The sequence below is a fragment of the Streptomyces tricolor genome, from assembly GCF_002155905.1.
Taxonomy (GTDB): Bacteria; Actinomycetota; Actinomycetes; order Streptomycetales; family Streptomycetaceae; genus Streptomyces; species Streptomyces tricolor.
The window spans coordinates 1-23,522 of record NZ_MUMF01000034.1 but is presented as its reverse complement, the minus strand read 5'-3'; the positions used below and the strand labels follow the sequence as shown (position 1 = coordinate 23,522).

The 23,522-nt window shown below is 72.1% G+C and carries 20 protein-coding genes; 6 read left to right on the top strand and 14 right to left on the bottom strand.

Annotated features, from left to right (window positions below; genetic code table 11):
- The 7 genes from CCN44_RS02925 to tkt form a co-directional block, all read right to left on the bottom strand.
- Positions 1-506, bottom strand: a 506-nt coding sequence (locus tag CCN44_RS02925) for a histidine phosphatase family protein (protein ID WP_086696762.1), incomplete at its 3' end; no start/stop codon positions are given.
- Between the two features lie 6 nt (positions 507-512).
- The gene (gene gnd, locus CCN44_RS02920; protein WP_059254431.1) at positions 513-1,391 is read right to left on the bottom strand and encodes a phosphogluconate dehydrogenase (NAD(+)-dependent, decarboxylating); all 879 of its coding nucleotides are present in this window, start codon (positions 1,389-1,391) and stop codon (positions 513-515) included.
- Between the two features lie 2 nt (positions 1,392-1,393).
- Entirely contained in the window at positions 1,394-3,046 is a 1,653-nt protein-coding gene (pgi, locus tag CCN44_RS02915; protein WP_059254433.1) for a glucose-6-phosphate isomerase, read from the bottom strand.
- Between the two features lies 1 nt (position 3,047).
- A complete protein-coding gene (gene opcA, locus CCN44_RS02910) occupies positions 3,048-3,974 on the bottom strand; it encodes a glucose-6-phosphate dehydrogenase assembly protein OpcA (protein ID WP_059254435.1) in 927 nt (308 codons plus the stop codon).
- Complete coding sequence (gene zwf / locus CCN44_RS02905) at positions 3,971-5,557, bottom strand: glucose-6-phosphate dehydrogenase (protein WP_059254437.1); 1,587 nt, start codon at positions 5,555-5,557, stop codon at positions 3,971-3,973. The genes opcA and zwf overlap by 4 nt, the downstream gene beginning before the upstream one ends.
- Positions 5,554-6,699, bottom strand: a complete 1,146-nt coding sequence (tal, locus tag CCN44_RS02900) for a transaldolase (RefSeq protein ID WP_086696761.1) — start codon at positions 6,697-6,699, stop codon at positions 5,554-5,556. The genes zwf and tal overlap by 4 nt, the downstream gene beginning before the upstream one ends.
- Positions 6,700-6,717: 18 nt before the next feature.
- Complete coding sequence (gene tkt / locus CCN44_RS02895) at positions 6,718-8,793, bottom strand: transketolase (RefSeq protein ID WP_086696760.1); 2,076 nt, start codon at positions 8,791-8,793, stop codon at positions 6,718-6,720.
- A gap of 146 nt (positions 8,794-8,939) precedes the next feature.
- Between tkt and CCN44_RS02890 the strand changes: the two genes are divergently transcribed.
- Positions 8,940-9,830, top strand: a complete 891-nt coding sequence (locus CCN44_RS02890; protein ID WP_059254441.1) for a helix-turn-helix domain-containing protein — start codon at positions 8,940-8,942, stop codon at positions 9,828-9,830.
- Between the two features lie 282 nt (positions 9,831-10,112).
- On the opposite strand, the gene CCN44_RS02885 is transcribed toward CCN44_RS02890, so the two are convergent.
- The 4 genes from CCN44_RS02885 to CCN44_RS02870 form a co-directional block, all read right to left on the bottom strand.
- Positions 10,113-11,507 (bottom strand): glycoside hydrolase family 16 protein, encoded by a 1,395-nt coding sequence (locus CCN44_RS02885; RefSeq protein WP_086696759.1) that lies wholly within the window; start codon positions 11,505-11,507, stop codon positions 10,113-10,115.
- A 150-nt stretch (positions 11,508-11,657) separates the two neighbouring features.
- A complete protein-coding gene (locus tag CCN44_RS02880) occupies positions 11,658-13,055 on the bottom strand; it encodes an alpha/beta hydrolase family protein (protein WP_086696758.1) in 1,398 nt (465 codons plus the stop codon).
- A complete protein-coding gene (locus CCN44_RS02875) occupies positions 13,052-14,404 on the bottom strand; it encodes an MFS transporter (RefSeq protein WP_086696757.1) in 1,353 nt (450 codons plus the stop codon). Before CCN44_RS02875 ends, CCN44_RS02880 begins: the two co-directional genes overlap by 4 nt.
- A 79-nt stretch (positions 14,405-14,483) precedes the next feature.
- Positions 14,484-14,909 carry a MarR family winged helix-turn-helix transcriptional regulator gene (locus CCN44_RS02870; protein ID WP_059254446.1) on the bottom strand — a complete coding sequence of 142 codons (426 nt, stop codon included), beginning with the start codon at positions 14,907-14,909 and terminating at the stop codon, positions 14,484-14,486.
- A 229-nt stretch (positions 14,910-15,138) separates the two neighbouring features.
- Between CCN44_RS02870 and CCN44_RS02865 the strand changes: the two genes are divergently transcribed.
- From CCN44_RS02865 to CCN44_RS02850, 4 genes are read left to right on the top strand one after another with little or no spacing between them, the layout of a single operon-like run.
- A complete protein-coding gene (locus tag CCN44_RS02865) occupies positions 15,139-16,056 on the top strand; it encodes an SDR family NAD(P)-dependent oxidoreductase (protein WP_086696756.1) in 918 nt (305 codons plus the stop codon).
- The gene (locus CCN44_RS02860) at positions 16,056-16,931 is read left to right on the top strand and encodes an amidohydrolase family protein (protein WP_059254451.1); all 876 of its coding nucleotides are present in this window, start codon (positions 16,056-16,058) and stop codon (positions 16,929-16,931) included. The genes CCN44_RS02865 and CCN44_RS02860 overlap by 1 nt, the downstream gene beginning before the upstream one ends.
- Before the next feature lie 11 nt (positions 16,932-16,942).
- Positions 16,943-18,445 (top strand): o-succinylbenzoate--CoA ligase, encoded by a 1,503-nt coding sequence (gene menE / locus CCN44_RS02855; RefSeq protein WP_086696755.1) that lies wholly within the window; start codon positions 16,943-16,945, stop codon positions 18,443-18,445.
- Between the two features lie 14 nt (positions 18,446-18,459).
- Positions 18,460-18,915, top strand: a complete 456-nt coding sequence (locus tag CCN44_RS02850; protein ID WP_059254453.1) for a MaoC family dehydratase — start codon at positions 18,460-18,462, stop codon at positions 18,913-18,915.
- On the opposite strand, the gene CCN44_RS02845 is transcribed toward CCN44_RS02850, so the two are convergent.
- Positions 18,906-19,736 (bottom strand): PaaX family transcriptional regulator, encoded by an 831-nt coding sequence (locus CCN44_RS02845; RefSeq protein WP_059254455.1) that lies wholly within the window; start codon positions 19,734-19,736, stop codon positions 18,906-18,908. The two genes, CCN44_RS02850 and CCN44_RS02845, sit on opposite strands and share 10 nt — an antisense overlap.
- Before the next feature lie 89 nt (positions 19,737-19,825).
- Between CCN44_RS02845 and CCN44_RS02840 the strand changes: the two genes are divergently transcribed.
- The gene (locus CCN44_RS02840; RefSeq protein ID WP_086696764.1) at positions 19,826-21,163 is read left to right on the top strand and encodes a 6-phospho-beta-glucosidase; all 1,338 of its coding nucleotides are present in this window, start codon (positions 19,826-19,828) and stop codon (positions 21,161-21,163) included.
- 252 nt (positions 21,164-21,415) lie between these two features.
- Here the strand turns inward: CCN44_RS02840 and CCN44_RS02835 are convergent, their stop codons facing one another.
- A complete protein-coding gene (locus CCN44_RS02835) occupies positions 21,416-22,024 on the bottom strand; it encodes an SUKH-4 family immunity protein (RefSeq protein ID WP_086696763.1) in 609 nt (202 codons plus the stop codon).
- Between the two features lie 176 nt (positions 22,025-22,200).
- Positions 22,201-23,316, bottom strand: coding sequence for an ATP-grasp domain-containing protein (locus CCN44_RS02830; RefSeq protein ID WP_086696754.1), 1,116 nt, complete (start codon positions 23,314-23,316; stop codon positions 22,201-22,203).
- Positions 23,317-23,522: the final 206 nt, after the last annotated feature.

The window sequence follows — 23,522 nt, the reverse complement described above, 5'->3', positions numbered from 1 at the left end:
CGGCCCTCGGCGGGCGGCAGGCCCAGCCGGCGGGCGGTGAGGACGCGCAGGAAGTGGGCGTGGGCGACGAGGACCACATCGCCGGCGCCCTCCGCGAGGGCCGCGTCGACGCGGGCCAGCACCCGGTCGGCGCGGGCGCCGATCTCCTCCGGCGACTCGCCCGGGTGCCCCTCGGGGCCGGGCGGCACGCCGTCGGTCCACAGGTCCCAGTCGGGCCGGGTGCGGTGGATCTCGGCGGTGGTGACGCCCTCGTAGCCGCCGTAGTCCCACTCGTGCAGGTCGGGGTCGGCCACCACCCCGGGTATGCCCGCCAGTTCGGCGGTGCGCAGCGCCCGGCTCAGCGGGCTGGCCAGTGCGCGTGCGTAGGTCCGGCCGGTGAGGAGCGGGGCGAGGGACTTGGCCTGTTCCTCGCCGTGCGCGGTGAGGGGCAGGTCGGTCCAGCTGGTGTGCTGCCCCGACCGGCTCCACTCCGTCTCCCCGTGGCGGACCAGCAGCAGGTCGCCCACGGCGGGTCAGTCCTTCTTCTCGACCGCGTGGCCGCCGAACTGGTTGCGCAGGGCGGCGATCATCTTCATCTGCGGGGAGTCGTCCTGGCGGGAGGCGAACCGGGCGAACAGGGAGGCCGTGATCGCCGGGAGCGGTACGGCGTTGTCGATGGCCGCCTCCACCGTCCAGCGGCCCTCGCCGGAGTCCTCCGCGTAGCCGCGCAGCTTCTCCAGGTGCTCGTCCTCGTCCAGCGCGTTCACGGCGAGGTCCAGCAGCCAGGAGCGGATGACGGTGCCCTCCTGCCAGGAGCGGAACACCTCGCGGACGTTCTCCACCGACTGGACCTTCTCCAGCAGCTCCCAGCCCTCGGCGTAGGCCTGCATCATGGCGTACTCGATGCCGTTGTGGACCATCTTGGAGAAGTGCCCGGCGCCGACCCGGCCCGCGTGGACGTAGCCGTACGGGCCCTCCGGCTTGAGCGCCTCGAAGATCGGCCGCAGCGGTTCCACGTGCTGCTTGTCGCCGCCGACCATGAGCGCGTAGCCGTTCTGCAGGCCCCACACGCCGCCGGAGACACCGGCGTCGACGAAGCCGATGCCCTTGATGCCGAGCGCGGCGGCGTGCTTCTCGTCGTCCGTCCAGCGGGAGTTGCCGCCGTCGATGACGGTGTCGCCGGGCTCCAGCAGGTCGCCGAGTTCGTCGATGACGGTCTGGGTGGCCGTGCCGGCCGGGACCATCACCCACACATGGCGGGGGGCGTCCAGCTTCTCGACCAGTTCCGCGAGGCTCTTGACGTCGGAGACCTCCGGGTTGCGGTCGTAGCCGATGACGGTGTGGCCGGCGCGGCGGATCCGCTCGCGCATGTTGCCGCCCATCTTGCCGAGACCGATGAGTCCGAGCTGCATGATCAGTTCTCCGATGCGTTCTTGAGAGTGCGGTAGGCGGCGACGAGGGCCGTGGTGGACGGGTCGAGACCGGGGACGTCGGCGCCCTCGGTGAGGGCGGGTTCGACGCGCTTGGCGAGGACCTTGCCCAGCTCCACGCCCCACTGGTCGAAGGAGTCGATGTTCCACACCGCGCCCTGCACGAACACCTTGTGCTCGTAGAGGGCGATCAGCTGGCCGAGCACGGAGGGGGTCAGCTCACGGGCGAGGATCGTGGTGGTGGGGTGGTCGCCGTGGAAGGTGCGGTGCGCGACCTGCTCCTCGGCCACGCCCTCCGCGCGGACCTCCTCGGCGGTCTTGCCGAAGGCGAGCGCCTGGGTCTGGGCGAAGAAGTTGGCCATCAACAGGTCGTGCTGGGCCTTGAGTTCCTCGCTCAGCTCGCCCACCGGGCGGGCGAAGCCGATGAAGTCCGCCGGGATCAGCTTGGTGCCCTGGTGGATCAACTGGTAGTAGGCGTGCTGCCCGTTGGTGCCCGGCGTGCCCCAGACGACGGGGCCGGTCTGCCACTCCACCGGCCGGCCGTCCCGCTGCACCGACTTGCCGTTGGACTCCATGTCCAGCTGCTGGAGGTAGGCGGTGAACTTGGACAGGTAGTGCGAGTACGGCAGCACCGCATGGGTCTGGGCGTCGAAGAAATTGTCGTACCAGATGCCCAGCAGCCCCAGCAGCAGCGGCGCGTTGGCCTCGGCGGGCGCGGTGCGGAAGTGGTCGTCGACGATCCGGAAGCCGTCGAGCATCTCGCGGAAGCGGTCCGGGCCGATGGCGATCATCAGGGACAGGCCGATCGCGGAGTCGTACGAGTACCGGCCGCCGACCCAGTCCCAGAACTCGAACATGTTGTCCGGGTCGATGCCGAACCCGGTGACCTTCTCCGCGTTCGTGGACAGCGCCACGAAGTGCTTCGCGACCGCCTTCTCGTCGCCGTCGAAGGCCCTGAGCAGCCAGGACCGCGCCGAGGTGGCGTTGGTGATCGTCTCGATCGTGGTGAACGTCTTGGACGCCACGATGAACAGCGTCTCGGCCGGGTCCAGGTCGCGGGTCGCCTCGTGCAGGTCGGAGCCGTCCACGTTCGAGACGAACCGGAACGACAGGTCGCGTGCGGTGTACGGGCGCAGGGCCTCGTAGGCCATCGCGGGGCCGAGGTCGGAACCGCCGATGCCGATGTTGACGACGTTGCGGATCCGCTTGCCGGTGTGGCCGGTCCACTCGCCGGAGCGGATCCGCTCGGCGAAGTCCGCCATCTTGTCGAGCACGGCGTGCACCTTCGGCACCACGTTCTCGCCGTCGACCTCGATCACCGCGTCCCGCGGGGCGCGCAGCGCGGTGTGCAGCACGGCCCGGTCCTCGGTGACGTTGATCCGCTCGCCGCGGAACATGGCGTCCCGCAGCGCGAACACGCCGGTGGCGGCGGCGAGTTCCTGGAGCAGGGCCAGGGTCTCGTCGGTGATCAGCTGCTTGCTGTAGTCGATGTGCAGGTCGCCGACCCGCACGACGTACCGCTCGGCGCGGCCGGGGTCCGCCGCGAACAGTTCGCGCAAGTGCGGCTGGCCCTGGGCGCGGTGGTCGGCCAGCGCGGTCCACTCGGGCCGGTGGGTGAGCTTCGGGAACCCGTCCATCTCAGGCGTTCTCCTTGGCGGCCTCGCCCTGGAGGGCGATGGCGTACATCTCGTCGGCGTCGAGGCGGCGCAGCTCCTCGGCGATCAGTTCGGAGGTGGGGCGGACCTTCAGGGCGAGGGTGCGCGGCGGCTGACCCGGCAGGGACAGCGTGGCCAGCGGGCCCTCGGGGCGGTCGATGACGATCTCGCCGCTCTCGGTGCCGAGCCGTACGGCCGTGACGACCGGGCCGGCGGAGACCACGCGGTCCACGGGCACCCGCAGCCGGGCCTCCAGCCAGCGGGCCAGCAGCTCGGCGCTGGGATTGTCCGCCTCGGCCTCGACGGCCGCCGAGGTCACCCGCGCCCGCGCCTGGTCCAGGGCCGCCGCCAGCATCGAACGCCAGGGGGTGAGCCGGGTCCAGGCCAGGTCGGTGTCACCGGGCGCGTAGTTGCGCATGCGGCTCTCCAGCAGCTCCAGGGGCCGCTCGACGGCGTACAGGTCGGTGATCCGGCGCTGGGCGAGCGCGCCCAGCGGGTCCTTGGAAGGCGTGTCGGGGGCGTCCACCGGCCACCACACGACCACCGGGGCGTCCGGCAGCAGCAGCGGCAGGACGACCGAGTCGGCGTGGTCGGACACCTCGCCGTAGGTGCGCAGCACGACCGTCTCGCCGGTGCCGGCCTCGGAGCCGACCCGCACCTCGGCGTCCAGCCGGGAGTGGGTGCGGTCGCGCAGGGTGCGGGCGTGCCGCTTGATGACGACCAGGGTGCGCGAGGGGTGCTCGTGCGAGGCCTCCTCGGCCGCCTTGATCGAGTCGTAGGCGTTCTCCTCGTCCGTGACGATGACCATCGTCAGGACCATGCCCACGGCCGGTGTGCCGATGGCGCGGCGGCCCTGCACCAACGCCTTGTTGATCTTGCTTGCCGTGGTGTCGGTCAGGTCGATCTTCATGGCCTGCGCCAGCTCCGTCCGTCTCGTGCGAGCATCTCGTCGGCTTCCCGCGGTCCCCAGCTGCCCGACGCGTACTGCGCCGGCCTGCCGTGCGCCGCCCAGTACTCCTCGATCGGGTCGAGGATCTTCCAGGACTCTTCCACTTCCTGGTGACGGGGGAACAAATTGGCGTCGCCGAGGAGTACGTCCAGGATGAGCCGCTCGTACGCCTCGGGACTCGACTCCGTGAACGACTCGCCGTAGGCGAAGTCCATGGACACGTCCCGGATCTCCATCGAGGTGCCCGGCACCTTGGAGCCGAAGCGGACGGTCATGCCCTCGTCCGGCTGGACGCGGATGACGATGGCGTTCTGGCCCAGTTCCTCGGTGGCGGTGGAGTCGAACGGGGAGTGCGGGGCCCGCTTGAAGACCACCGCGATCTCGGTGACCCGGCGGCCCAGGCGCTTGCCGGTGCGCAGGTAGAAGGGGACGCCAGCCCAGCGGCGGTTGTCGATGCCCAGCTTGATCGCGGCGAAGGTGTCGGTCTTCGACTTGGGGTCGATGCCCTCCTCCTGGAGGTAGCCGATGACCTTCTCGCCGCCCTGCCAGCCCGCCGCGTACTGGCCGCGCACGGTGTGCCGGCCGAGATCCTCCGGCAGCCGCACCGACTTCAGCACCTTCAGCTTCTCGGTGAGCAGCGCGTCCGCGTCGAACGCGATGGGCTCCTCCATCGCGGTCAGCGCCATCAGCTGGAGCAGGTGGTTCTGGATGACGTCCCGGGCGGCGCCGATGCCGTCGTAGTAGCCGGCCCGGCCGCCGATGCCGATGTCCTCGGCCATCGTGATCTGCACGTGGTCGACGTACGACCGGTTCCAGATCGGCTCGTACATCTGGTTGGCGAAGCGCAGCGCCAGGATGTTCTGGACGGTCTCCTTGCCGAGGTAGTGGTCGATGCGGAACACCTGGTCCGGCTCGAACACCTCGTGCACGATCGCGTTCAGCTCGCGCGCGCTGTTCAGGTCGTGCCCGAACGGCTTCTCGATGACCGCGCGGCGCCAGGAGCCCTCCGGCGGGGCGGCCAGGCCGTGCTTCTTCAGCTGCTGCACGACCTTCGGGAAGAACTTCGGCGGCACCGAGAGGTAGAAGGCGAAGTTGCCGCCGGTGCCGCGGGAGGCGTCCAGCTCCTCGACGGCGTCCTTCAGCTGCTTGAAGGCGGTGTCGTCGTCGAAGTCGCCGGGGATGAACCGCATGCCCTCGGCGAGCTGCTGCCACACCTCCTCGCGGAACGGGGTGCGGGCGTGCTCGCGGACGGAGTCGTGGACGACCTGCGCGAAGTCCTGGTCCTCCCACTCGCGGCGGGCGAACCCGACGAGGGAGAAGCCCGGCGGCAGCAGACCGCGGTTGGCGAGGTCGTACACGGCCGGCATCAGCTTCTTGCGGGACAGGTCACCGGTCACCCCGAAGATGACCAGGCCCGACGGACCGGCGATGCGGGGCAGCCGGCGGTCGCGGGCGTCCCGCAGCGGGTTCACCCAGTCGGCGGCCGGGACGACCGGCACGCGCACCTCCCCGGGTGCCTGGGCGGCGGGGGCGTTCTCGGTCATCGGGCGTCAGCTCCCTTGCTCTTCAGGGACGTGGCGACGGCGTCCAGCAGTTCCTGCCAGGCCGCCTCGAACTTGGCGACGCCCTCGTCCTCCAGCTGCTGGACGACCTCGTCGTAGGAGATGCCGAGCCGCTCGACGGCGGCCAGGTCGGCGCGGGCCTGGGCGTAGCCGCCGGTCACCGTGTCGCCGGTGATCTCACCGTGGTCGGCGACCGCGTTCAGCGTGGCCTCGGGCATGGTGTTCACGGTGCCCGGCGCGACCAGCTCGTCCACGTACAGCGTGTCCTTGTACGCGGGGTCCTTCACCCCGGTGGACGCCCACAGCGGGCGCTGCTTGTTCGCCTTGTCCCCGGCGAGCGCCAGCCAGCGGTCCGAGGCGAAGACCTCCTCGTACGCCTCGTAGGCGAGACGGGCGTTGGCGAGGGCCGCGCGGCCCTTGAGGGCGAGGGCTTCGTCGGTGCCGAGCGCGGTCAGCCGCTTGTCGGTCTCGCTGTCCACGCGGGAGACGAAGAAGGACGCCACCGAGTGGACCGAGGACAGGTCGATGCCCCGCTCGCGGGCCTTCTCCAGGCCGGCCAGGTAGGCGGCCATGACCTCGCGGTAGCGCTCCAGGGAGAAGATCAGGGTCACGTTGACGCTGATGCCGAGGCCGATGACCTCGGTGATCGCGGGCAGGCCCGCCGCGGTCGCCGGGATCTTGATCATCACGTTGGGGCGGTCCACCAGCCAGGCCAGCTGCTTGGCCTCGGCGACGGTGGCCTCGGTCTGGTGCGCGAGCCGCGGGTCGACCTCGATGGAGACCCGGCCGTCCCGGCCGCCCGAGGCGTCGTACACCGGGCGCAGCACGTCGGCGGCGTCCCGCACGTCGGCGGTCGTCATCATCCGTACGGCCTCGTCGACCGTCACACCCCGGACGGCGAGATCGGTCAGCTGCTCCTCGTAGCCCTCGCCGGAGCCGATGGCGGCCTGGAAGATGGACGGGTTGGTGGTGACACCGACGACGCTTCCGCTCGCCACCAGCTCGGCGAGGCTGCCCGAGGTGATCCGCTTGCGGGACAGGTCGTCCAGCCAGATCGACACGCCCTCGTCGGCGAGGCGCTTGAGGGCTCCCGGGGTCGCGATTGCTTCGGTCACTGTGCTCATCTTTCTCTTCTGTCGGTGTCAGGCGCGCGCGGCGGCGAGCGACTCGCGGGCCGCCGCGGCGACGTTCTCGGGGGTGAAGCCGAACTCGGCGAACAGGGTCTTCGCGTCGGCGGAGGCACCGAAGTGCTCCAGCGAGACGATGCGTCCCGCGTCGCCGACGTAGCGGTACCAGGTCAGGCCGATGCCGGCCTCGACGGCGACCCGGGCCTTCACGGCCGGCGGCAGCACCCGCTCGCGGTACTCGCGCGGCTGCTCCTCGAACCACTCCACGGACGGCATGGACACCACCCGGGTGCCGACCCGCTCGGCCTCCAGCCGCTCGCGGGCGGCCACGGCCAGCTGCACCTCGGAGCCCGTCGCGATGATGATCACCTCCGGGACCTCCGTCGAGGACTCGCGCAGCACGTAGCCGCCCTTGGCCGCGTCCTCGTTCGGCGCGTACACCGGCACGCCCTGGCGGGTGAGCGCGAGCCCGTGCGGGGCGGGGTGCGTGGCGTGCCTCTTCAGGATCTCGGCCCAGGCGATCGCGGTCTCGTTGGCGTCCGCCGGGCGGACGACGTTCAGCCCGGGGATCGCACGCAGCGAGGCCAGGTGCTCGACCGGCTGGTGGGTGGGGCCGTCCTCGCCGAGGCCGATGGAGTCGTGCGTCCACACGTACGTCACCGGCAGCTGCATCAGCGCCGACATGCGCACGGCGTTGCGCATGTAGTCGGAGAAGACGAGGAAGGTGCCGCCGTAGATGCGGGTGTTGCCGTGCAGGGCGATGCCGTTCATCTCCGCGGCCATGGAGAACTCGCGGATGCCGAAGTGCACGGTACGGCCGTACGGGTCGGCCTCGGGCAGCGGGTTGCCCTTCGGCAGGAAGGAGCTGGACTTGTCGATGGTGGTGTTGTTGGAGCCGGCCAGGTCGGCGGAGCCGCCCCACAGCTCGGGGATCACCGGGCCGAGCGCCTGGAGCACCTTGCCCGAGGCGGCGCGGGTGGCGACCGACTTGCCCTCCTCGAACACCGGCAGGGCGTCCTCCCAGCCCTCGGGCAGCTCGCCCTTGCCGATCCGGTCGAGGAGGGCGGCCCGCTCGGGCTGGGCGGCACGCCACTCGGCGATCCGCTTGTCCCAGGCCGCGTGCGCCTCGGCGCCCCGGTCCAGGGCCCGCCGGGTGTGCTCCAGGACCTCGGGCTCGACCTGGAAGGTCTGCTCCGGGTCGAAGCCGAGGAGGCGCTTGGTGGCGGCGATCTCGTCCTCGCCGAGCGCCGAGCCGTGCGAGGCCTCGGTGTTCCGCGCGTTCGGGGCGGGCCAGGCGATGATCGTGCGCATCGCGATGATCGACGGCCGCCCGGTCTCGGCCCGGGCGGCCTCGAGCGCGGCGTACAGGGCGGGGACGTCGATGTCGCCCTCGGCGGTGGGCTCGACGCGCTGGGTGTGCCAGCCGTAGGCCTCGTACCGCTTCAGCACGTCCTCGGAGAAGGCGGTCGCGGTGTCGCCCTCGATGGAGATGTGGTTGTCGTCGTAGAGGAAGACCAGGTTGCCGAGCTTCTGGTGGCCGGCCAGGGACGAGGCCTCGGCGGAGACGCCCTCCTCCAGGTCGCCGTCCGAGACGATCGCCCAGATGGTGTGGTCGAAGGGGGAGGTGCCCTCGGGGGCCTCGGGGTCGAACAGGCCGCGCTCGTAGCGGGCGGCCATCGCCATGCCGACGGCGTTGGCGACGCCCTGGCCCAGCGGGCCGGTGGTGGTCTCCACCCCGGCGGTGTGCCCGTACTCCGGGTGGCCCGGTGTCTTCGAGCCGTGGGTGCGGAAGGCCTTCAGGTCGTCCAGCTCCAGCTCGTAGCCGGCGAGGAACAGCTGCGTGTAGAGGGTCAGCGAGGTGTGGCCGGGGGAGAGGACGAACCGGTCACGGCCGGTCCACTCGGGGTCGGCCGGATCGTGGCGCATCACCTTCTGAAAGATCGTGTACGCGGCAGGAGCCAGGCTCATCGCGGTGCCCGGGTGCCCGTTGCCCACCTTCTGCACCGCGTCGGCCGCCAGAAGTCGGGCGGTGTCCACGGCACGCCGGTCGAGGTCGGTCCACTCGAAGCCGTCGGAAGTCTGCGTGGTCATCTTCAAGAAGTCCTCGTTCAGTGCGGGATGGCTGGCCGGACGCGTTCAAACTTAAAAGTCTGACTTTTTCGAGGAAAGGTCGGGGTGTGTCAGCCTGTGGTGAATCTGGGACAGTGATCGCGCGACAGGGACGGCACGAAAAGGACATGGCTGCCATAAGAGACCAAGCTGAGGGTGACGGGATCAGAACCTTCCCCTTCCCGGCCGACCTGGCCGTCGGTGGCGTCGGCATGCAGATCGGCCCGATGGGCACCGATCGCACCTGGCACGCCGACGCCCCCCTGCACCGCGTCCACCGCATCGACTTCCACGTGGTCATGCTCTTCACCGACGGCCCCGTACGGCACATGATCGACTTCGCCGAGTACCAGGCCGACGCCGGCGACCTGCTGTGGATCCGCCCCGGACAGGTCCACCGGTTCTCCCGCGAGTCCGTGTACCGCGGAACCGTCCTGACCATGCAGCCCGGCTTCCTGCCCCGCGCCACCGTCGAGGCCGCCGGCCTGTACCGCTACGACCTGCCGCCGCTGCTGCACCCCGACCCCGCGCAGCTCACCGCGCTCCAGGCCGGCCTCGACCAGCTGCGCCGCGAGTACGAGGACACCGCCACGCTCCCGCTCAGCCTGCACACGGCCGTGCTGCGGCACACCCTGACGGCGTGCCTGCTGCGCCTGGCCCACCTCGCCGCCAGCTCGGCGGAGACCTCACGCGGGCACACCGACAGCACCTTCACCCGCTTCCGGGACGCGGTCGAGCAGGGCTTCCCCACCAATCACAGCGTCAGCGCCTACGCCGACGCGCTGGGTTACTCCCGCCGCACCCTCGTCCGCGCCGTCCGCGCGGCCACCGGGGAGACCCCGAAGGGCTTCATCGACAAACGCGTCGTCCTGGAGGCCAAACGCCTCCTCGCCCACACCGACCTGCCCATCGGCCGCGTCGGAGCGGCCGTCGGCTTCCCCGACGCGGCCAACTTCTCCAAGTTCTTCCACCTGCACACCGGCCAGACACCGGTGGCGTTCCGGGCGGAGCTGCGCTAGGCGCTCCGCCGGACGGGCCGCGAATGTGCCGTCGTCCGTCCGCGGCACCACCGTGGCTGGTCGCGCCCACGCGCCGGAGCCGCACATGAGATACAGCCCCGCGCCCCCTTCGGGGCCCCGGTCTGCCGGCCAGGGCATGCGGCGGACGGGAGTGTCCGCATCCGGGCCAGCGCCTCGGTGCGCTAGTGGAGTTCCGCGGGAGAGTGGGTCGTCATGGCGACGGCGCCGGGGACTGACGCGTACGTGAAGGCCAAGTCCCCGGCGCCGCCGCCCCTTCCCCGGTCAGTGGCCGAAGTCGAACCAGTTCACGTTCACGAAGTCGGCCGGCTGGCCGCTGGTGAAGGTGAGGTAGACGTCGTGCGTGCCGGTCACCGCGGCGATGTTGGCCGGGACCGTCCGCCAGGACTGCCAGCCGCCCGTGTTCCCCACGGCGAAGCTGCCGACGGGCGCGTTGCCACGGCTGTCCAGACGCACCTCGACCAGGCCGCTGACCCCGCTCGCCGCGCCGCTCGCGACCCGCGCGTAGAACTGCCTGGCCGCCGTCGAGCCGAAGTCGACGCCCTTGTACAGCGCCCAGTCCCCGTTGGCGAGGGACCCGATGTCCTGGCCGCCGCCGGTGTCCGTGGTGGTCTCCGCGACGACCCCCGACTGGCCGTCGTAGGACTCGGCCTGGATGGCGCTGTAGGCGTCCCGGTTGCCGGTGGGCGGGGGAGTGGTGCCGCCGCCGGAGGACTGCAGGACCTGTACGTAGTCGACGACCATCGGGTGCCCCGGCTCCGTCCCGCCGTCCGGGCCGCCGCCGAACGCGGCCGGGAAGCCGCCGCCCATCGCGACGTTGAGGATGATGAAGAAGCCGTGGTCGGTGGCGTTCTTCCACGTCGTCGCGTCGACCTGGTCGGCCCGCACGGTGTGGAAGACGACGCCGTCGAGCAAGAAGCGGATCTGCTCCGGGCTGGTCGAGCGGTCCCACTCCATCGTGTAGGTGTGGAAGCCGGCCTGGCAGGTGGTGCCGGTGCAGGAGGTGGAGTTGCCGATGCCGGACGTCTCGTTGCACGGGCCGCCCGGGTTGGTGCCGCAGTGCATCGTCGCCCAGGCGGTGTTCAGACCCTGGACGTTCTCCATGATGTCCAGCTCGCCGACGCCCGGCCAGTTCCAGTAGTTGCCGCGGAACGGCGCGCCGAGCATCCAGAACGCAGGCCAGTAGCCCTTGGCCGCCGCACCGGTGACGTCGGGCAGTCGGATCCGGGACTGCACGCGCAGCTTCCCGCCGGACGGGGGCTGGAAGTCGGTGCGGTTGGTCTCGATCCGGCCCGAGGTCCAGCGGCCGGCGGAGTCGCGGCGCGGGGTGATGAGCAGGTTGCCGTTGCCGTCCAGGGAGACGTTGCTGGTGCTCGACGTCATCGTCTCGACCTCGCCGGTGCCCCAGTTGGCGGCGCCGCCGGGGTACGACGTCCCGGTGGCGTACTGCCAGCGGGAGGTGTTGACGCCGGAGCCGGCCGCGCCGTCGAAGTCGTCCACGAAGACCTGCGTCCAGCCCGACGGCGGGGTGGGCGCGGAGGCGCCGGCGGGCGCGGTGGCGGTCGTGACGGCGGCCGCGGCCAGGCCGAGCGCGGCGGCGACGGCGAGGAACGCGCGCCGCAGCGGGCGGGGTCTGGGTATGCCGGAGGATGCGCTCATGGGGAGCCTCTCGGTACGGGGAGCGTGCGGGAGGTGCGTGAGAGCGCTCCCACGTGAATTGAGAGCGCTCTCACGGTGCCGCCAATGTGCTCCGCGCCCCCGTGACCGTCAAGACGTGAAGCAAGGAAAGTCCGTTCGGCGCGGGGAAGTTCACCGGTCGAAGCCGCCCGTACCCGCTCCCGGCCGGTCGTGGGCGTGGTCGTACGGGCGGGGGTAGGCGGCGGGCCGGTACGGCACGTAGCGGGCCTCGGCGGTCGGATCCTCCGCCCCGGCGCGTGCGTTGAGCGCGCCCGGCGCGGTGTCCCAGCGGCCGGTGGCCAGCCGGTGTTCCAGGGTGTGCAGGGCGGCGAGCATCTCGCCGGTGGTGAACGTGCAGTGGCCCGGCCCGTCGACGTAGGCCTGGCCGAGCAGCGGCCCGGAGCCCGCCGCGGTGGCGGCCCGCCGGTGGGCGCTCTCGGCCTGGACGGGGATCAGCGCGTCGCCGGTCGTGTGGATGTTCAACTGCGGGTCGGTGAGCCGGCCGGTCAGGACGCTGGTGCGCCGCATCCACCGTACGGCCGGGGCGTCGGCGGAGATCCGCGGTGCGCGGTTCAGGGCGGCGAGGTCGGTGCCCAGGGACACCCCCGCCTCCTTGTACAGCGCGTCGACCTCTTTGCGCAGCGGGGAGCGGGCGAGCATCGCGGTGTAGTCGACCCCGGTGTTCCAGGACATGCTGCCGCCGGCCCGGCTCTCCGCCTCCTGCCGCCAGTCGAAGGCGGGCAGCCGGATGAGCCCGGTCAGGGCCGCGTACTGGTTGGCCTGCTGGGTCCGCCAGTCGGCCGGGCCCGGTGAGGGCTGCGTGGCGTCGTTGTACCCCGGGATGCCGTGCAGGGCCGCCGCGAGGGCGATGCGGGCGCGACCCTCGGGGGTCCGCTGGGCCGCGGTGACCTGCGCGGCCAGCGCGTCGGCCGCACCGGCCGCTGCCGCGCGGTCGGCGAAGCCGGTGAGCGGGATGTCCGCGTCGGGCGCCAGCAGGGTCTTCAGCGCGAAGACCGGGTCCAGGGTGCTGTTCCAGTTGGCCACCCCGCCCTGTACCAGCCCGCACATCGACAGCGAGCCGTCGAAGCGGTCCGCGTGCCGTTCGGCGAGCGTCGTCGTGACGAGACCGCCGTACGAGGTGCCCCAGGCGAGTGTGCGGCGGGCCGCGCCGAACTCCTTCGTGAACAGGTCCAGCGTGGCGAGCTGGTCCGGCACCGCCTCCGTCACCGCCCAGCCGTTCGTGGCGTACGAGGAGCCGATGAGCGCGTAGCCCTGGTCCAGCAGCCGGTCGCGGGTGGCCGGACTCGGCGCGTTCTGGGCGGGGTTGGGGGCTCCGGCCGGGGTGTAGCCGTGGCTGTAGAGGAGGACGGTGCCGTTCCAGGCGGCGGGTACGTCCATCAGGTAGGCGGCGCCGGAGGGGAGCCGGCCCGCCAGGCGGGTGTCCGTCGCGGCCTGTGCCGGCGGGGCGGTCGCCGTGGCCGCGCAGACGGCCGCCGCGGTCAGCAGGGCGAGGCGGGTGCGGAGTTTCAACGGAACGTCCCTTCCGGGGGGGGGGGGGGGGAGTACGGCGTGTCGTCGAGGGGGTCGGTGTGCGTCTCGCGCAGCCGCCACACGGTGAGCGCGGTGATCGCCGCGCCGCCGCACAGCAGCAGCGAGACGGGGGCGCTGCCGCCGTCGGACGAGGCGAGCAGGCTGCTCGCGATCAGCGGGGAGAACCCGGCGCCGAGCAGGGTGGCCGCCTGGTAGCCGAGGGAGGCGCCGGTGTAGCGGACGCGGGTGCCGAACATCTCGCTGAGCAGCGCGCCGAGCGGGCCGTACATCGTGGACTGGGCGACGCCGTGGCCGAGCGCGAGGGCGAGGATCAGCAGGCCGGGGGAGCGGGAGTCGACCAGCGCGAGCACCGGGAAGGCGAGGGCGGCCGAGGCGACGGCGCCGGCCAGCACCACCGGGCGGCGGCCCACCCGGTCGGACAGCGCGGAGGCGGTCGGCAGTACGAGCAGGGCCACGCAGGAGGCGACGGTCACGGCGGTGAGCACCTGCGGCCGGGTGTACCCCTGCTCCACCGCGTACGAGATCATGAAGCCGGTCAGCAGCGACTGCGCGGTGAAGGCGCCGATGCCGACGCACGCGGCGAGCAGCACGATCTTCGGCCGGCGCAGCACCTCCACGACCGGCGGTGTGTGCCCCGGCTCCCTGGCGGTCCGCGCGAACAGCGGGCTCTCGGCGACCCTCAGACGCACGAACAGGCCGACGGCCAGCAGGACGACGCTGAGCAGGAACGGCACCCGCCAGCCCCAGGCGCGGAACGCGTCGTCGGGCAGCGCGGAGACCAGCGTGACCACGCCGGCCGACAGGACCGAGCCGAGCGGGGCGCCGAGCTGGGTGAAGCCGGACCACAGGCCGCGCCGCGCGCCCTGGGTGCGCTCGGCGTGCTCGACCACCATCAGGGTCGCGCCGCCCCACTCGCCGCCGATGGCGATGCCCTGCACCACCCGCAGCGCGACCAGCAGGACCGGTGCCCACACGCCGATCGTGGCGTAGGTGGGCAGGACGCCGATGAGGAAGCTGCCGCAGCCCATCAGGGCCATCGTCAGCACCATCATCGACTTGCGGCCGATCCGGTCGCCGAAGTGGCCGAAGGCGATGCCGCCCAGCGGGCGGGCCGCATAGCCCGCGGCGAAGGTGCCGAAGGCCGCGACGGTGCCGACCGCGGGGTCGGCCCGGGGGAAGAACAGGTCGCCGAAGACGAGTGCGGCGACCGTGCCGTACACGAGGAAGTCGTAGAACTCGACTGCCGTGCCCAGCAGGCCGGACAGCGCGACGCGGCGCAACTGGCGTGTATCGGAGGGAAGTTGAGCGGGGGAGAGGGATGGCTGCACGGTGGCTCCCTGGGGGCGGGCCGCTGTTGCCCGCTGAAGTTAGGCACCTTTTGTGTGGCCGTCAATCATGTGCACAACATCAGCTGAGCCCGTCCTCCGCGATCCGCAGCAGCAGCGCGTGCAGTGCCTCCCGTCCGGCCGGGTCGAGCGGGCCCAGCAACTCGTTCGTCACCCGCCGGCCCGCCTCGTCGGTGTCGCGCAGGAAGGCGCGGCCGTTCTCGGTGAGGACCACGATCCGGCTGCGGCGGTCGTCCGGGGCGGGCCGACGCTCGGCGAAGCCCAGCTTCTCCAGGTCGTCCACCAGGCCGACGATCGCGCTCGGGTCGTAGCCGAGCCGGGCGCTCAACTCCCGTTGCAGCGAGCCCTCGGTGGTGGCGAGGAAGCGCAGCACCGCGTAATGCCGCAGGCGCAGCCCCGACTCCTGGAGGAAGGCGTTGAAGAGCTGACCGGAGCGCAGTCCCAGCCGGTACAGCAGATAGCCCGTGTCCGCGTGCAGCCCACGCATCCACGGCTCGTTCGCGTCGATGGGCTCCGGGGTGACGTGCTGGCGTGTGATGGCGGGCTCCCTGTGCTCGATGCGTGTGCGGCGGGCCCTGGACGGGCCCCGGAGATTCCAGCATGTCCCACCCGCAGGGCATCAACAACTATTGACGTCACCAATTATTGCTCTTAGCTTCGATCTCGAACCCGCACCCCATGCGTCCGGCGGACGCGGCATGTGAAGGGACCCACTCGTGCCCAGCATCGATCTCACCGGCAAGGTCGCCGTCGTCACCGGCAGCGGCCGGGGCCTCGGCCTCGCCTACGCGCACGCCCTGGCCGCCCACGGGGCCTCCGTGGTCGTCAACGACGTCGACCGGGCCGTGGCCGAGGCGGCCGTCAAGTCCCTCACCGAGGTGGGCGGCACCGCCGTCGCCGAGGTGGTCCCCGTCGGCACCTCGGAGGCCGCGGACCGGCTGGTGAACCGTGCCGTCGAGGAGTTCGGGCGGCTGGACGTCCTGGTCACCAACGCCGGCATCCTGCGCGACAAGGTGCTGTGGAAGATGACCGACGACGACTTCGACGCGGTGATCACCACCCATCTCAAGGGCACCTTCACCTGTGCCCGCGCCGCCGCCGTACGGCTGCGCGAACAGGGCGAGGGCGGCACCCTGATCCTGGTCGGCTCCCCGGCCGGCCAGCGCGGCAACTTCGGCCAGACGAACTACGCCGCCGCCAAGGCCGGTATCGCCGCCATGGCACGCACCTGGTCGATGGAGCTGGCCCGCGCGCACATCACCGTCAACGCGATCGTGCCGGTCGCCGCGACCGCCATGACCGAGACCGTCCCCGCCTTCGCCCCGTACGTCGAGGCGATGCGCCACGGCGAGCCGCTGCCGGACTTCCTGCGCAAGACGGAGGGGTTCGGGACCCCCGAGGACTGCGCGGCCCTCGTACCCTTCCTCGCCTCCGCGGCGGCCCGCGGGGTGACCGGCCAGTGCATCGGCATCGGCGGCGACAAAGTGGCCCTCTGGTCGCATCCCCGGGAGATCGCGGCGGCGTACGCCGACGGCGGCTGGACCCCCGAGGCCCTGGCCGCCGCCTTCCCCGCCTCGGTCGGCGCGGAACTCCAGACGGTGGGCATCCCCGCCCCCAAGATCCCGGAGGCGTGATGGACCTCGACTCCCTGGTCGCGATCGACGTCCACACCCACGCGGAGGTGTCCGCCCGGGGCCACTCCTCCCTGGACGACGACCTGCACGCCGCCTCCTCCGCCTACTTCAAGGTCCGCGGCGAGCGGAAGCCGACCCTTCAGGAGACCGCCGACTATTACCGCGAGCGGAAGATGGCCGCCGTGATCTTCACGGTGGACGCCGAGTCCGCCACCGGCACCGCGCCGGTCCCCAACGAGGAGGTCGCCGAGGCGGCCGCCGCCAACGCGGACGTCCTGATCCCCTTCGCCTCGATCGACCCCTTCCGGGGGAAGGCGGGGATCAGGCAGGCCCGGCGGCTGGTCGAGGAGTACGGGGTGAGGGGGTTCAAGTTCCACCCCAGCATCCAGGGCTTCTTCCCCGACGACCGGTCCGTGGCGTACGGCCTGTACGAGGTGATCGAGGAGACCGGCACCATCGCCCTCTTCCACACGGGCCAGACCGGCATCGGCGCCGGGGTGCCCGGCGGGGGCGGGATCCGGCTGAAGTACTCCAACCCCCTCCATGTGGACGACGTCGCCGCCGACTTCCCGCACCTGAGGATCATCCTGGCGCATCCGTCCTTCCCCTGGCAGGACGAGGCGCTCGCCGTGGCCACGCACAAGCCGGGCGTGTACATCGACCTGTCCGGCTGGTCGCCGAAGTACTTCCCGCCGCAGCTCGTGCACTACGCGAACACCCTGCTGAAGGACAAGGTCCTCTTCGGCTCGGACTTCCCCGTCCTCACCCCGGACCGCTGGCTCGCCGACTTCGCGCGGCTGCCCGTCAAGGACGAGGTGAGGCCGAAGATCCTCAAGGAGAACGCCGCCCGCCTGCTCGGGCTGACGAAACCGTAAGGGGCGTGACGATGCGCAACGAGGGACTGGGCTCCTGGCCCGCCCGCCGTGCCCGCAAGACCCCGCACCGCACCGCCCTCATCCACGGCGACACGACGCTCACGTACGCGGAGCTGTACGCGCGCACCACCCGCCTCGCCCACGCCCTGCGCGCCCGGGGCGTGCGCCGCGGCGACCGGATCGCCTACCTCGGCCCCAACCACCCCTCCTACCTGGAGACGCTGTTCGCGGCGGGCACGCTCGGCGCGGTCTTCGTTCCGCTCAACACCCGCCTCACCGGGCCCGAGATCGCCTACCAGCTCACCGACTCCGGCGCCAAGGCCCTGGTCCACGGCCCCTCGCACACCGGTCTCGTCGCCGGGCTGCCGGGCAGCACGGACGTACGGGTGTACGTCGAGGTCGGCGCCGCGTACGAGCGTGCGATCGCCGAGGCGTCCGAGGAGCCGATCGACGCACCGGTCGGCGCCGACGACACCTGCGTCATCATGTACACCTCGGGCACGACCGGCCGCCCCAAGGGCGCGATGCTCACCCACGGCAACCTGGTCTGGAACGCCCTCAGCGTCCTGGTCGACGCCGACCTGACCGCCGACGAACGGGCCCTGGTCTGCGCCCCCCTGTTCCACACCGCCGGGCTGAACATGCTGACCCTGCCGGTCCTGCTGAAGGGCGGCACCTGCGTGCTGGTCGAGGCCTTCGACCCGCAGGACACCTTCGACCTGATCGAACGGCACCGGATCACCTTCATGTTCGGCGTGCCGACGATGTTCGACCGGATCGCCCGGCACCCGCGCTGGCCGGACGCGGACCTGTCGTCCCTGCGGATCCTGCTCTGCGGCGGCTCCCCGGTTCCGACGCCGCTGATCGCCGCCTACCAGGAACGCGGCCTGACCTTCCTCCAGGGGTACGGCATGACCGAGGCGGCCCCCGGCACCCTCTTCCTCGACGCCGAGCACGCCGTCGGCAAGGCCGGCTCGGCCGGTGTGCCGCACTTCTTCAGCGACGTACGCGTCGTCCGGCCCGACCTCACGCCGGTCGGCACCGGCGAGGTGGGCGAGGTCGTGGTGCGCGGGCCGCACGTCATGCCGGGCTACTGGGGGCTGCCGGAGGAGACCGCCGCGTCCTTCACGGACGGCTGGTTCCGCAGCGGCGACGCGGCCCGGGTGGACGAGGACGGCTACGTGTACATCGTCGACCGCATCAAAGACATGATCATCTCCGGCGGCGAGAACATCTACCCCGCAGAGGTCGAGGACCACCTCCTCGCCCACCCGGACATCGTGGAGTGCGCGGTCATCGGCGTGCCGGACCAGAAGTGGGGCGAGGTACCGCGCGCGGTCGTCGTGCTCCGCGAGGGCGCCGCCGTCGACCCCGGCGAGATCCTCGCCTCCCTGGCCGGACGCCTCGCCAGGTACAAGATCCCCAAGTCGGTGGTGGTCGCGGACGAACTCCCGCGCACCGCCTCCGGCAAGCTCCTCAAGCCGTGCGTGCGCAAGCGCTACGGCACCTCCTAGCCAAGGACCCCGCCATGACCGTCACCGTCAACGGCCTCGAAGAACTGAAGAAGCTCGCCGGGAGCGACCTCGGCACGAGCGAGTGGATCGAGGTCACCCAGGAACGCATCGACACCTTCGCCGACGCCACCGGCGACCACCAGTGGATCCACGTGGACCCCGAGCGCGCGAAGGAGGGCCCGTTCGGCGCCCCCGTCGCCCACGGTTATCTCACCCTCTCCCTCTTCATCCCGCTGTTCACCGAGCTGCTGGACGTCCGGGGCGTCACCACGAAGGTCAACTACGGCCTGAACAAGGTGCGTTTCCCCGCACCGGTGAAGGCCGGCTCCCGGATCCGCCTGGCCGGCAGGCTGGCCGAGGCCGCGGACGTGCCCGGCGGCGTGCAGATCACCGTGGACGGCACCCTTGAGATCGAAGGCGGCGCCAAGCCCGCGGCGGTGCTGCAGAGCCTGTCCCGGTTCTACGCCTGACCGTCCCGTACGGGCACGAGGTCGAGCAGCCGTCCGGAGGCCTTCCGCGCGAGGGGAGTGAGCCGCTCGTGCACCGTCCGGAACGTCTTCTCGGCCTCCTCGGCCGGCCAGTCGTCCGGCAGGTGCCGCACCGGAAGGCGGGGGTCGCGGCGGATGACCTGAAGCCATTCCGTCTGGAGCCGGAGCCGCAGGACGAGGCCGTCACCGGCCTCCGGCAGGTCGCTCTGCCACGGCTGCCAGCGCCGTACGAACGCCGTGTAGCGCTCGGCCAGGCCGGACAGCTCCCAGGTGTCCTCGATCATCCGCCCGATGTCCATGCCCGGGTCGGCGTGCGCGCGGAAGACCTTCACATGGGCGGACAGCCCGAGGTCGGCCACCAGCGCCGTCACGTCGACCTCGCCGGGGGCGATCCACAGGCCGCCGAACAGCGGGCCGAAGCCGCTCCAGGCCAACCGGGAGCGCAGGTCGTGCCGCTGGCGCTGCCAGGACTCGGGCAGGGAGAAGCCGAGCAGGGTCCAGGTGCCGTCCCAGTGGCGGTTGACCGCGCCGGTCCGCCAGATGCGCCGCTCGCCGTCGCGCAGCACGGCCTCCGACCGCTCGGTCAGGCCGAAGTACATCCGGCGGCCCTCGCGCTGGCGGCGCAGCAGGCCGCGGTGCACCATGCGGGTCAGCGTCGAGCGCGCCGCCTGCTCGCCGATCCCGGCGCGGGCGAACACGTCGATGACGCTGCCCGAGTACACGCACACGTCACGCCCGAGCACCTGGTCGCCCAGGAACGTCAGCATGAGGGACTGGGGCCGCAACGGCTCTTCACCGGTCACGCGGCCCACCGTACCTCTGCTCGATCAGTCCGTGACCTGCTGGTACGCGGTCTGCTAGAAGGGTGCGAGCAGGAAGAAAGGTGCGGGGTGTGAAGCTGACGATTCTGGGCGGCGGCGGGTTCCGGGTTCCCCTGGTGTACGGCGCGCTGCTGACCGACCGCGCCGAGGGGCGGGTCACCGAGGTCGTCCTGCACGATCTGGACGAGCGTCGGCTGCGCGCGGTCACCCGGGTCCTGGCGGAGCAGGCCGCCGGCATCCCCGACGCGCCCGCGGTGACCGCCACCACCGACCTGGACGAGGCCCTGCGCGGCGCCGACTTCGTCTTCTCCGCGATCCGTGTCGGCGGCCTCCGGGGGCGGGCGGACGACGAACGGGTCGCGCTCGCGGAAGGTGTGCTGGGCCAGGAGACCGTCGGCGCCGGCGGGATCGCCTACGGTCTGCGCACCGTCCCCGTCGCCGTCGACATCGCCCGGCGCGTGGCCCGCCTCGCCCCCGACGCCTGGGTCATCAACTTCACCAACCCGGCCGGTCTGGTCACCGAGGCCATGTCCCGCCATCTCGGCGACCGCGTCATCGGTATCTGCGACTCACCGGTGGGCCTCGGCCGCCGTATCGCCCGTGTCCTCGGCGCCGACCCGGGGGAGGCCTTCATCGACTACGTCGGCCTCAACCACCTCGGCTGGGTGCGCGGGCTGCGGATCGCCGGACGTGACGAACTGCCGCGCCTGCTCGGCGATCCCGCGCTGCTCGGCTCGTTCGAGGAGGGCAGGCTCTTCGGCATCGACTGGCTGCGCTCGCTCGGCGCCGTCCCCAACGAGTACCTGCACTACTACTACTTCAACCGGGAGACCGTCCGCGCCTACCAGGAGGCGGCGCAGACCCGCGGCGCCTTCCTGCACGACCAGCAGGCCCGGTTCTACGCCGAGGCCCAGGACCCCGGCGTCTCCGCCCTGCTCGCCTGGGACCGCACCCGCGCCGAGCGCGAGGCGACCTACATGGCCGAGAACCGGGAGAGCGCCGGCGCCGGCGAACGCGAGGCGGAGGACCTGTCCGGCGGGTACGAGAAGGTCGCCCTGGCCCTGATGCGGGCCATCGCCCGCGACGAACGCGCCACGCTGATCCTCGACGTCCGCAACCGCTCCACCCTGTCCGCGCTGGACGCCGACGCGGTCGTGGAGGTCCCGTGCCTGGTCGACGCGAGCGGCGCCCACCCGCTCGCCGCCGATCCGCTGCCCGGCCACGCCACCGGCCTGGTGTGCTCGGTCAAGGCCGTCGAGCGCGAGGTCCTCGCCGCCGCCGAGTCGGGTTCCCGGGCGACCGCGGTGAAGGCCTTCGCCCTGCATCCGCTGGTCGACTCGGTGAGCGTGGCCCGCCGGCTGGTGGAGCGCTACACCGAGGTGCATCCGGGCCTGGCGTACCTGAGGTGAGCGCGGAGGGCCGCTCCGCGGAGCGGCCCCTCCGCCGTACCGGCTGTCCCGTCAGCCGGTGAAGCCGGCCGTGATCGAGGTGAACTGCCGGGCGCTCCGGCTGACTCCGGAGCAGTTCCCGGCGACACCGCCGCCGGGGCAGGGCGGGAGTGCAGGGGGAGTGCGGAAGCGGTGCGTCCATGCATGTGGTCTGGACCCAATCCTTGCGTCAAGGACGGGAGCAGCCGGTCCCCGCCGAGCGCGGGGAGGCGGTCAGCCGTACAGCGAGCGGGCTCCCGGGCTGTCGCCCGTGAAGCGCTGCCCCGCGGCGATCTCCTCGCCGACCACCGACCAGACGGTCTCGTCGTCCTGGAAGGGGAGCGGGTCCAGGCCGCTCGTCTGCTGACGGATCGCCTCGACCTCGCGCTCCAGGCGCTCGAAGCCGGCTTCCTCGTCGTCGCCGAAGGTGAACGCGTCGAGCAGGCGCTGGAACCGGAGGGTGACCTGGACGAGCGAGGAGACGTCCGTGTGGAGTGCCCGCACGCTCTCCTCGTCGGCGTCGAAGGCGTACACCTTGCCGGAACCGGGGTCGAGGGCCAGGTGGGCGTGGAGCAGCCAGCCGATGACGGGCCATGCGCCCGCGTCCTGCGAGACACCCTCGAAGTCCTCGGCGTCGACGACGTCCCGGACGAGGGCCGGCCGGCCGGACTCCTTGTCGGGCGCACCCAGCCGGAGCGTCCCGGTGGGGACACCGACGGTCCGCAGGAGACGGGCGCCCTCGGTGTCCGCGGCGGCGGGCGGGAAGGCGGTGGCGGGGAGGGTCGCGATCCGGTCCTCGCCGAAGACGGCGGCGAGGTCGCCGCGGGTGACGTCGAAAAGCACTGCGGGAACTCCGAACTCGGTGGCGTGGCGGGGGCCGTGGGACTCGGTGCGGACGGAAGCGGTCACCACGACGGCGCCGCGGAGCGCGCTGTCCGGCGACTCCGACGCCGCCCCGCCCGCTCACAGCTTCCCACTCCCCGTGGGCCCGTGCCGGGTGCCGCCATCGGGAACGGCGTCTACAGGGGCAGTACCTCACCCGCCGAGGCAGTCCGCACCGGCACCGCCGGCAGCACCACGTCCGCCGACTCCATCCGCTGCCGGGGAAGCGCGGCGGGCATGAGGGGACGCGGCCCCGACACCACCGTGTAGTCCTGCCCGAGGAACGGCGGCTCGATCACCCCGGGGTCCTCGCCGAGGGCCAGCCGCACCGCGGCCCAGGGCACGTTCACTCCACAGAGCGACAGCTGATGCAGCCCTCCCGCGGGCCTCGTGTTGACATCCAGCAGCACCGGGCGGTCGCCGAGCATCCGGAACTGGATGTTGGACAGGTGGTGCAGCCCGAAGCCCTCCGCGATCAGCCGGGCCGGTGCCAGCCACCGCTCGTCCAGGGTGAAGCCCCGGCGGCGGCCGTTCTTGGTGCGGCCCACCGCGAGCCGCACCCGGTTGTCCGGCCCGGTCAGGCAGTCGACGGACACCTCCGGCTGCTCCAGCCGCGGCATCACCAGCCAGTCCACGGGTTCCTCGGCCCGCCGCAGCGCGTCGACGACCAGGTCCAGCGGGACGTACGGGCCCGGGAAGCCGTTCAGGTGCGCGAGCGAGAAGGGGGACCGGGTGATCACCCGGAAGCCCACCCCGCCCGCTCCGGCGGCCGGCTTGAAGCACGCCCGGTGCCCGGCCGCCTCCAACTCCTCGACGGCCGCGACGAGTTCGTCCGCCGTGCGGACCCGGTGCCACGGCGGCACCGGAACGCCCACCGAGCGCACCGCCTCGTACGCGGTCGCCTTGTCCTCGAAGACGGCCACCGCCTCGGGGGTGGGCGCCAGCAGCGCCGTACCGGCCGCCGCGAACTCCGCGCGGTGCGCCACGATCGCGGCCTGGTGCAGGCGGGGCACGAACACGTCGATGCCGCGCCGGACGCACTGGTCGAGCGCGTACTCGACGTACGCGGCCGGGGACAGGCCCTCCGGCTCCAGGTCGGCGGTGTCGGCGGCGGCCAGCACGGGGGAGTCGGGATCGCCGTGCGTGGCATGGATCTCGACCGCGCGGTCACTGGGATTTCTCCGCAGCTGATCCATGAAGAACACGTTCTCCGCGTACGTGCGGTTGAGCCAGACGCGTACGCGAGAGAGCATGCAGGCCGCCTTTCGGGTGTGCGGGCAGGGCGCAGCGGCCCGTGCCCGGGCAGGAGGGAGGAAGGGTCACCAAACGGCCCCGTTCTAAGGGGACTTGAGGGCGCCGGTGTCGGGGCGATCATACGGCTTGCCGGGGCCCCTTCGTGCAACGCGGGTGTTACGGGCGCGTGGCCCGTCCGAACCCGGCCGCCGGGACGGCCGGCCGT

Coding starts and splice junctions, on each gene's coding strand:
- gnd (WP_059254431.1), bottom strand. CDS start 1,391: ATGCAGCTCGGACTCATCGGTCTCGGCAAGATGGGCGGCAACATGCGC.
- pgi (WP_059254433.1), bottom strand. CDS start 3,046: ATGGACGGGTTCCCGAAGCTCACCCACCGGCCCGAGTGGACCGCGCTG.
- opcA (WP_059254435.1), bottom strand. CDS start 3,974: ATGAAGATCGACCTGACCGACACCACGGCAAGCAAGATCAACAAGGCG.
- zwf (WP_059254437.1), bottom strand. CDS start 5,557: ATGACCGAGAACGCCCCCGCCGCCCAGGCACCCGGGGAGGTGCGCGTG.
- tal (WP_086696761.1), bottom strand. CDS start 6,699: ATGAGCACAGTGACCGAAGCAATCGCGACCCCGGGAGCCCTCAAGCGC.
- tkt (WP_086696760.1), bottom strand. CDS start 8,793: ATGACCACGCAGACTTCCGACGGCTTCGAGTGGACCGACCTCGACCGG.
- CCN44_RS02890 (WP_059254441.1), top strand. CDS start 8,940: ATGGCTGCCATAAGAGACCAAGCTGAGGGTGACGGGATCAGAACCTTC.
- CCN44_RS02885 (WP_086696759.1), bottom strand. CDS start 11,507: ATGAGCGCATCCTCCGGCATACCCAGACCCCGCCCGCTGCGGCGCGCG.
- CCN44_RS02870 (WP_059254446.1), bottom strand. CDS start 14,909: ATGCGTGGGCTGCACGCGGACACGGGCTATCTGCTGTACCGGCTGGGA.
- CCN44_RS02860 (WP_059254451.1), top strand. CDS start 16,056: ATGGACCTCGACTCCCTGGTCGCGATCGACGTCCACACCCACGCGGAG.
- menE (WP_086696755.1), top strand. CDS start 16,943: ATGCGCAACGAGGGACTGGGCTCCTGGCCCGCCCGCCGTGCCCGCAAG.
- CCN44_RS02850 (WP_059254453.1), top strand. CDS start 18,460: ATGACCGTCACCGTCAACGGCCTCGAAGAACTGAAGAAGCTCGCCGGG.
- CCN44_RS02830 (WP_086696754.1), bottom strand. CDS start 23,316: ATGCTCTCTCGCGTACGCGTCTGGCTCAACCGCACGTACGCGGAGAAC.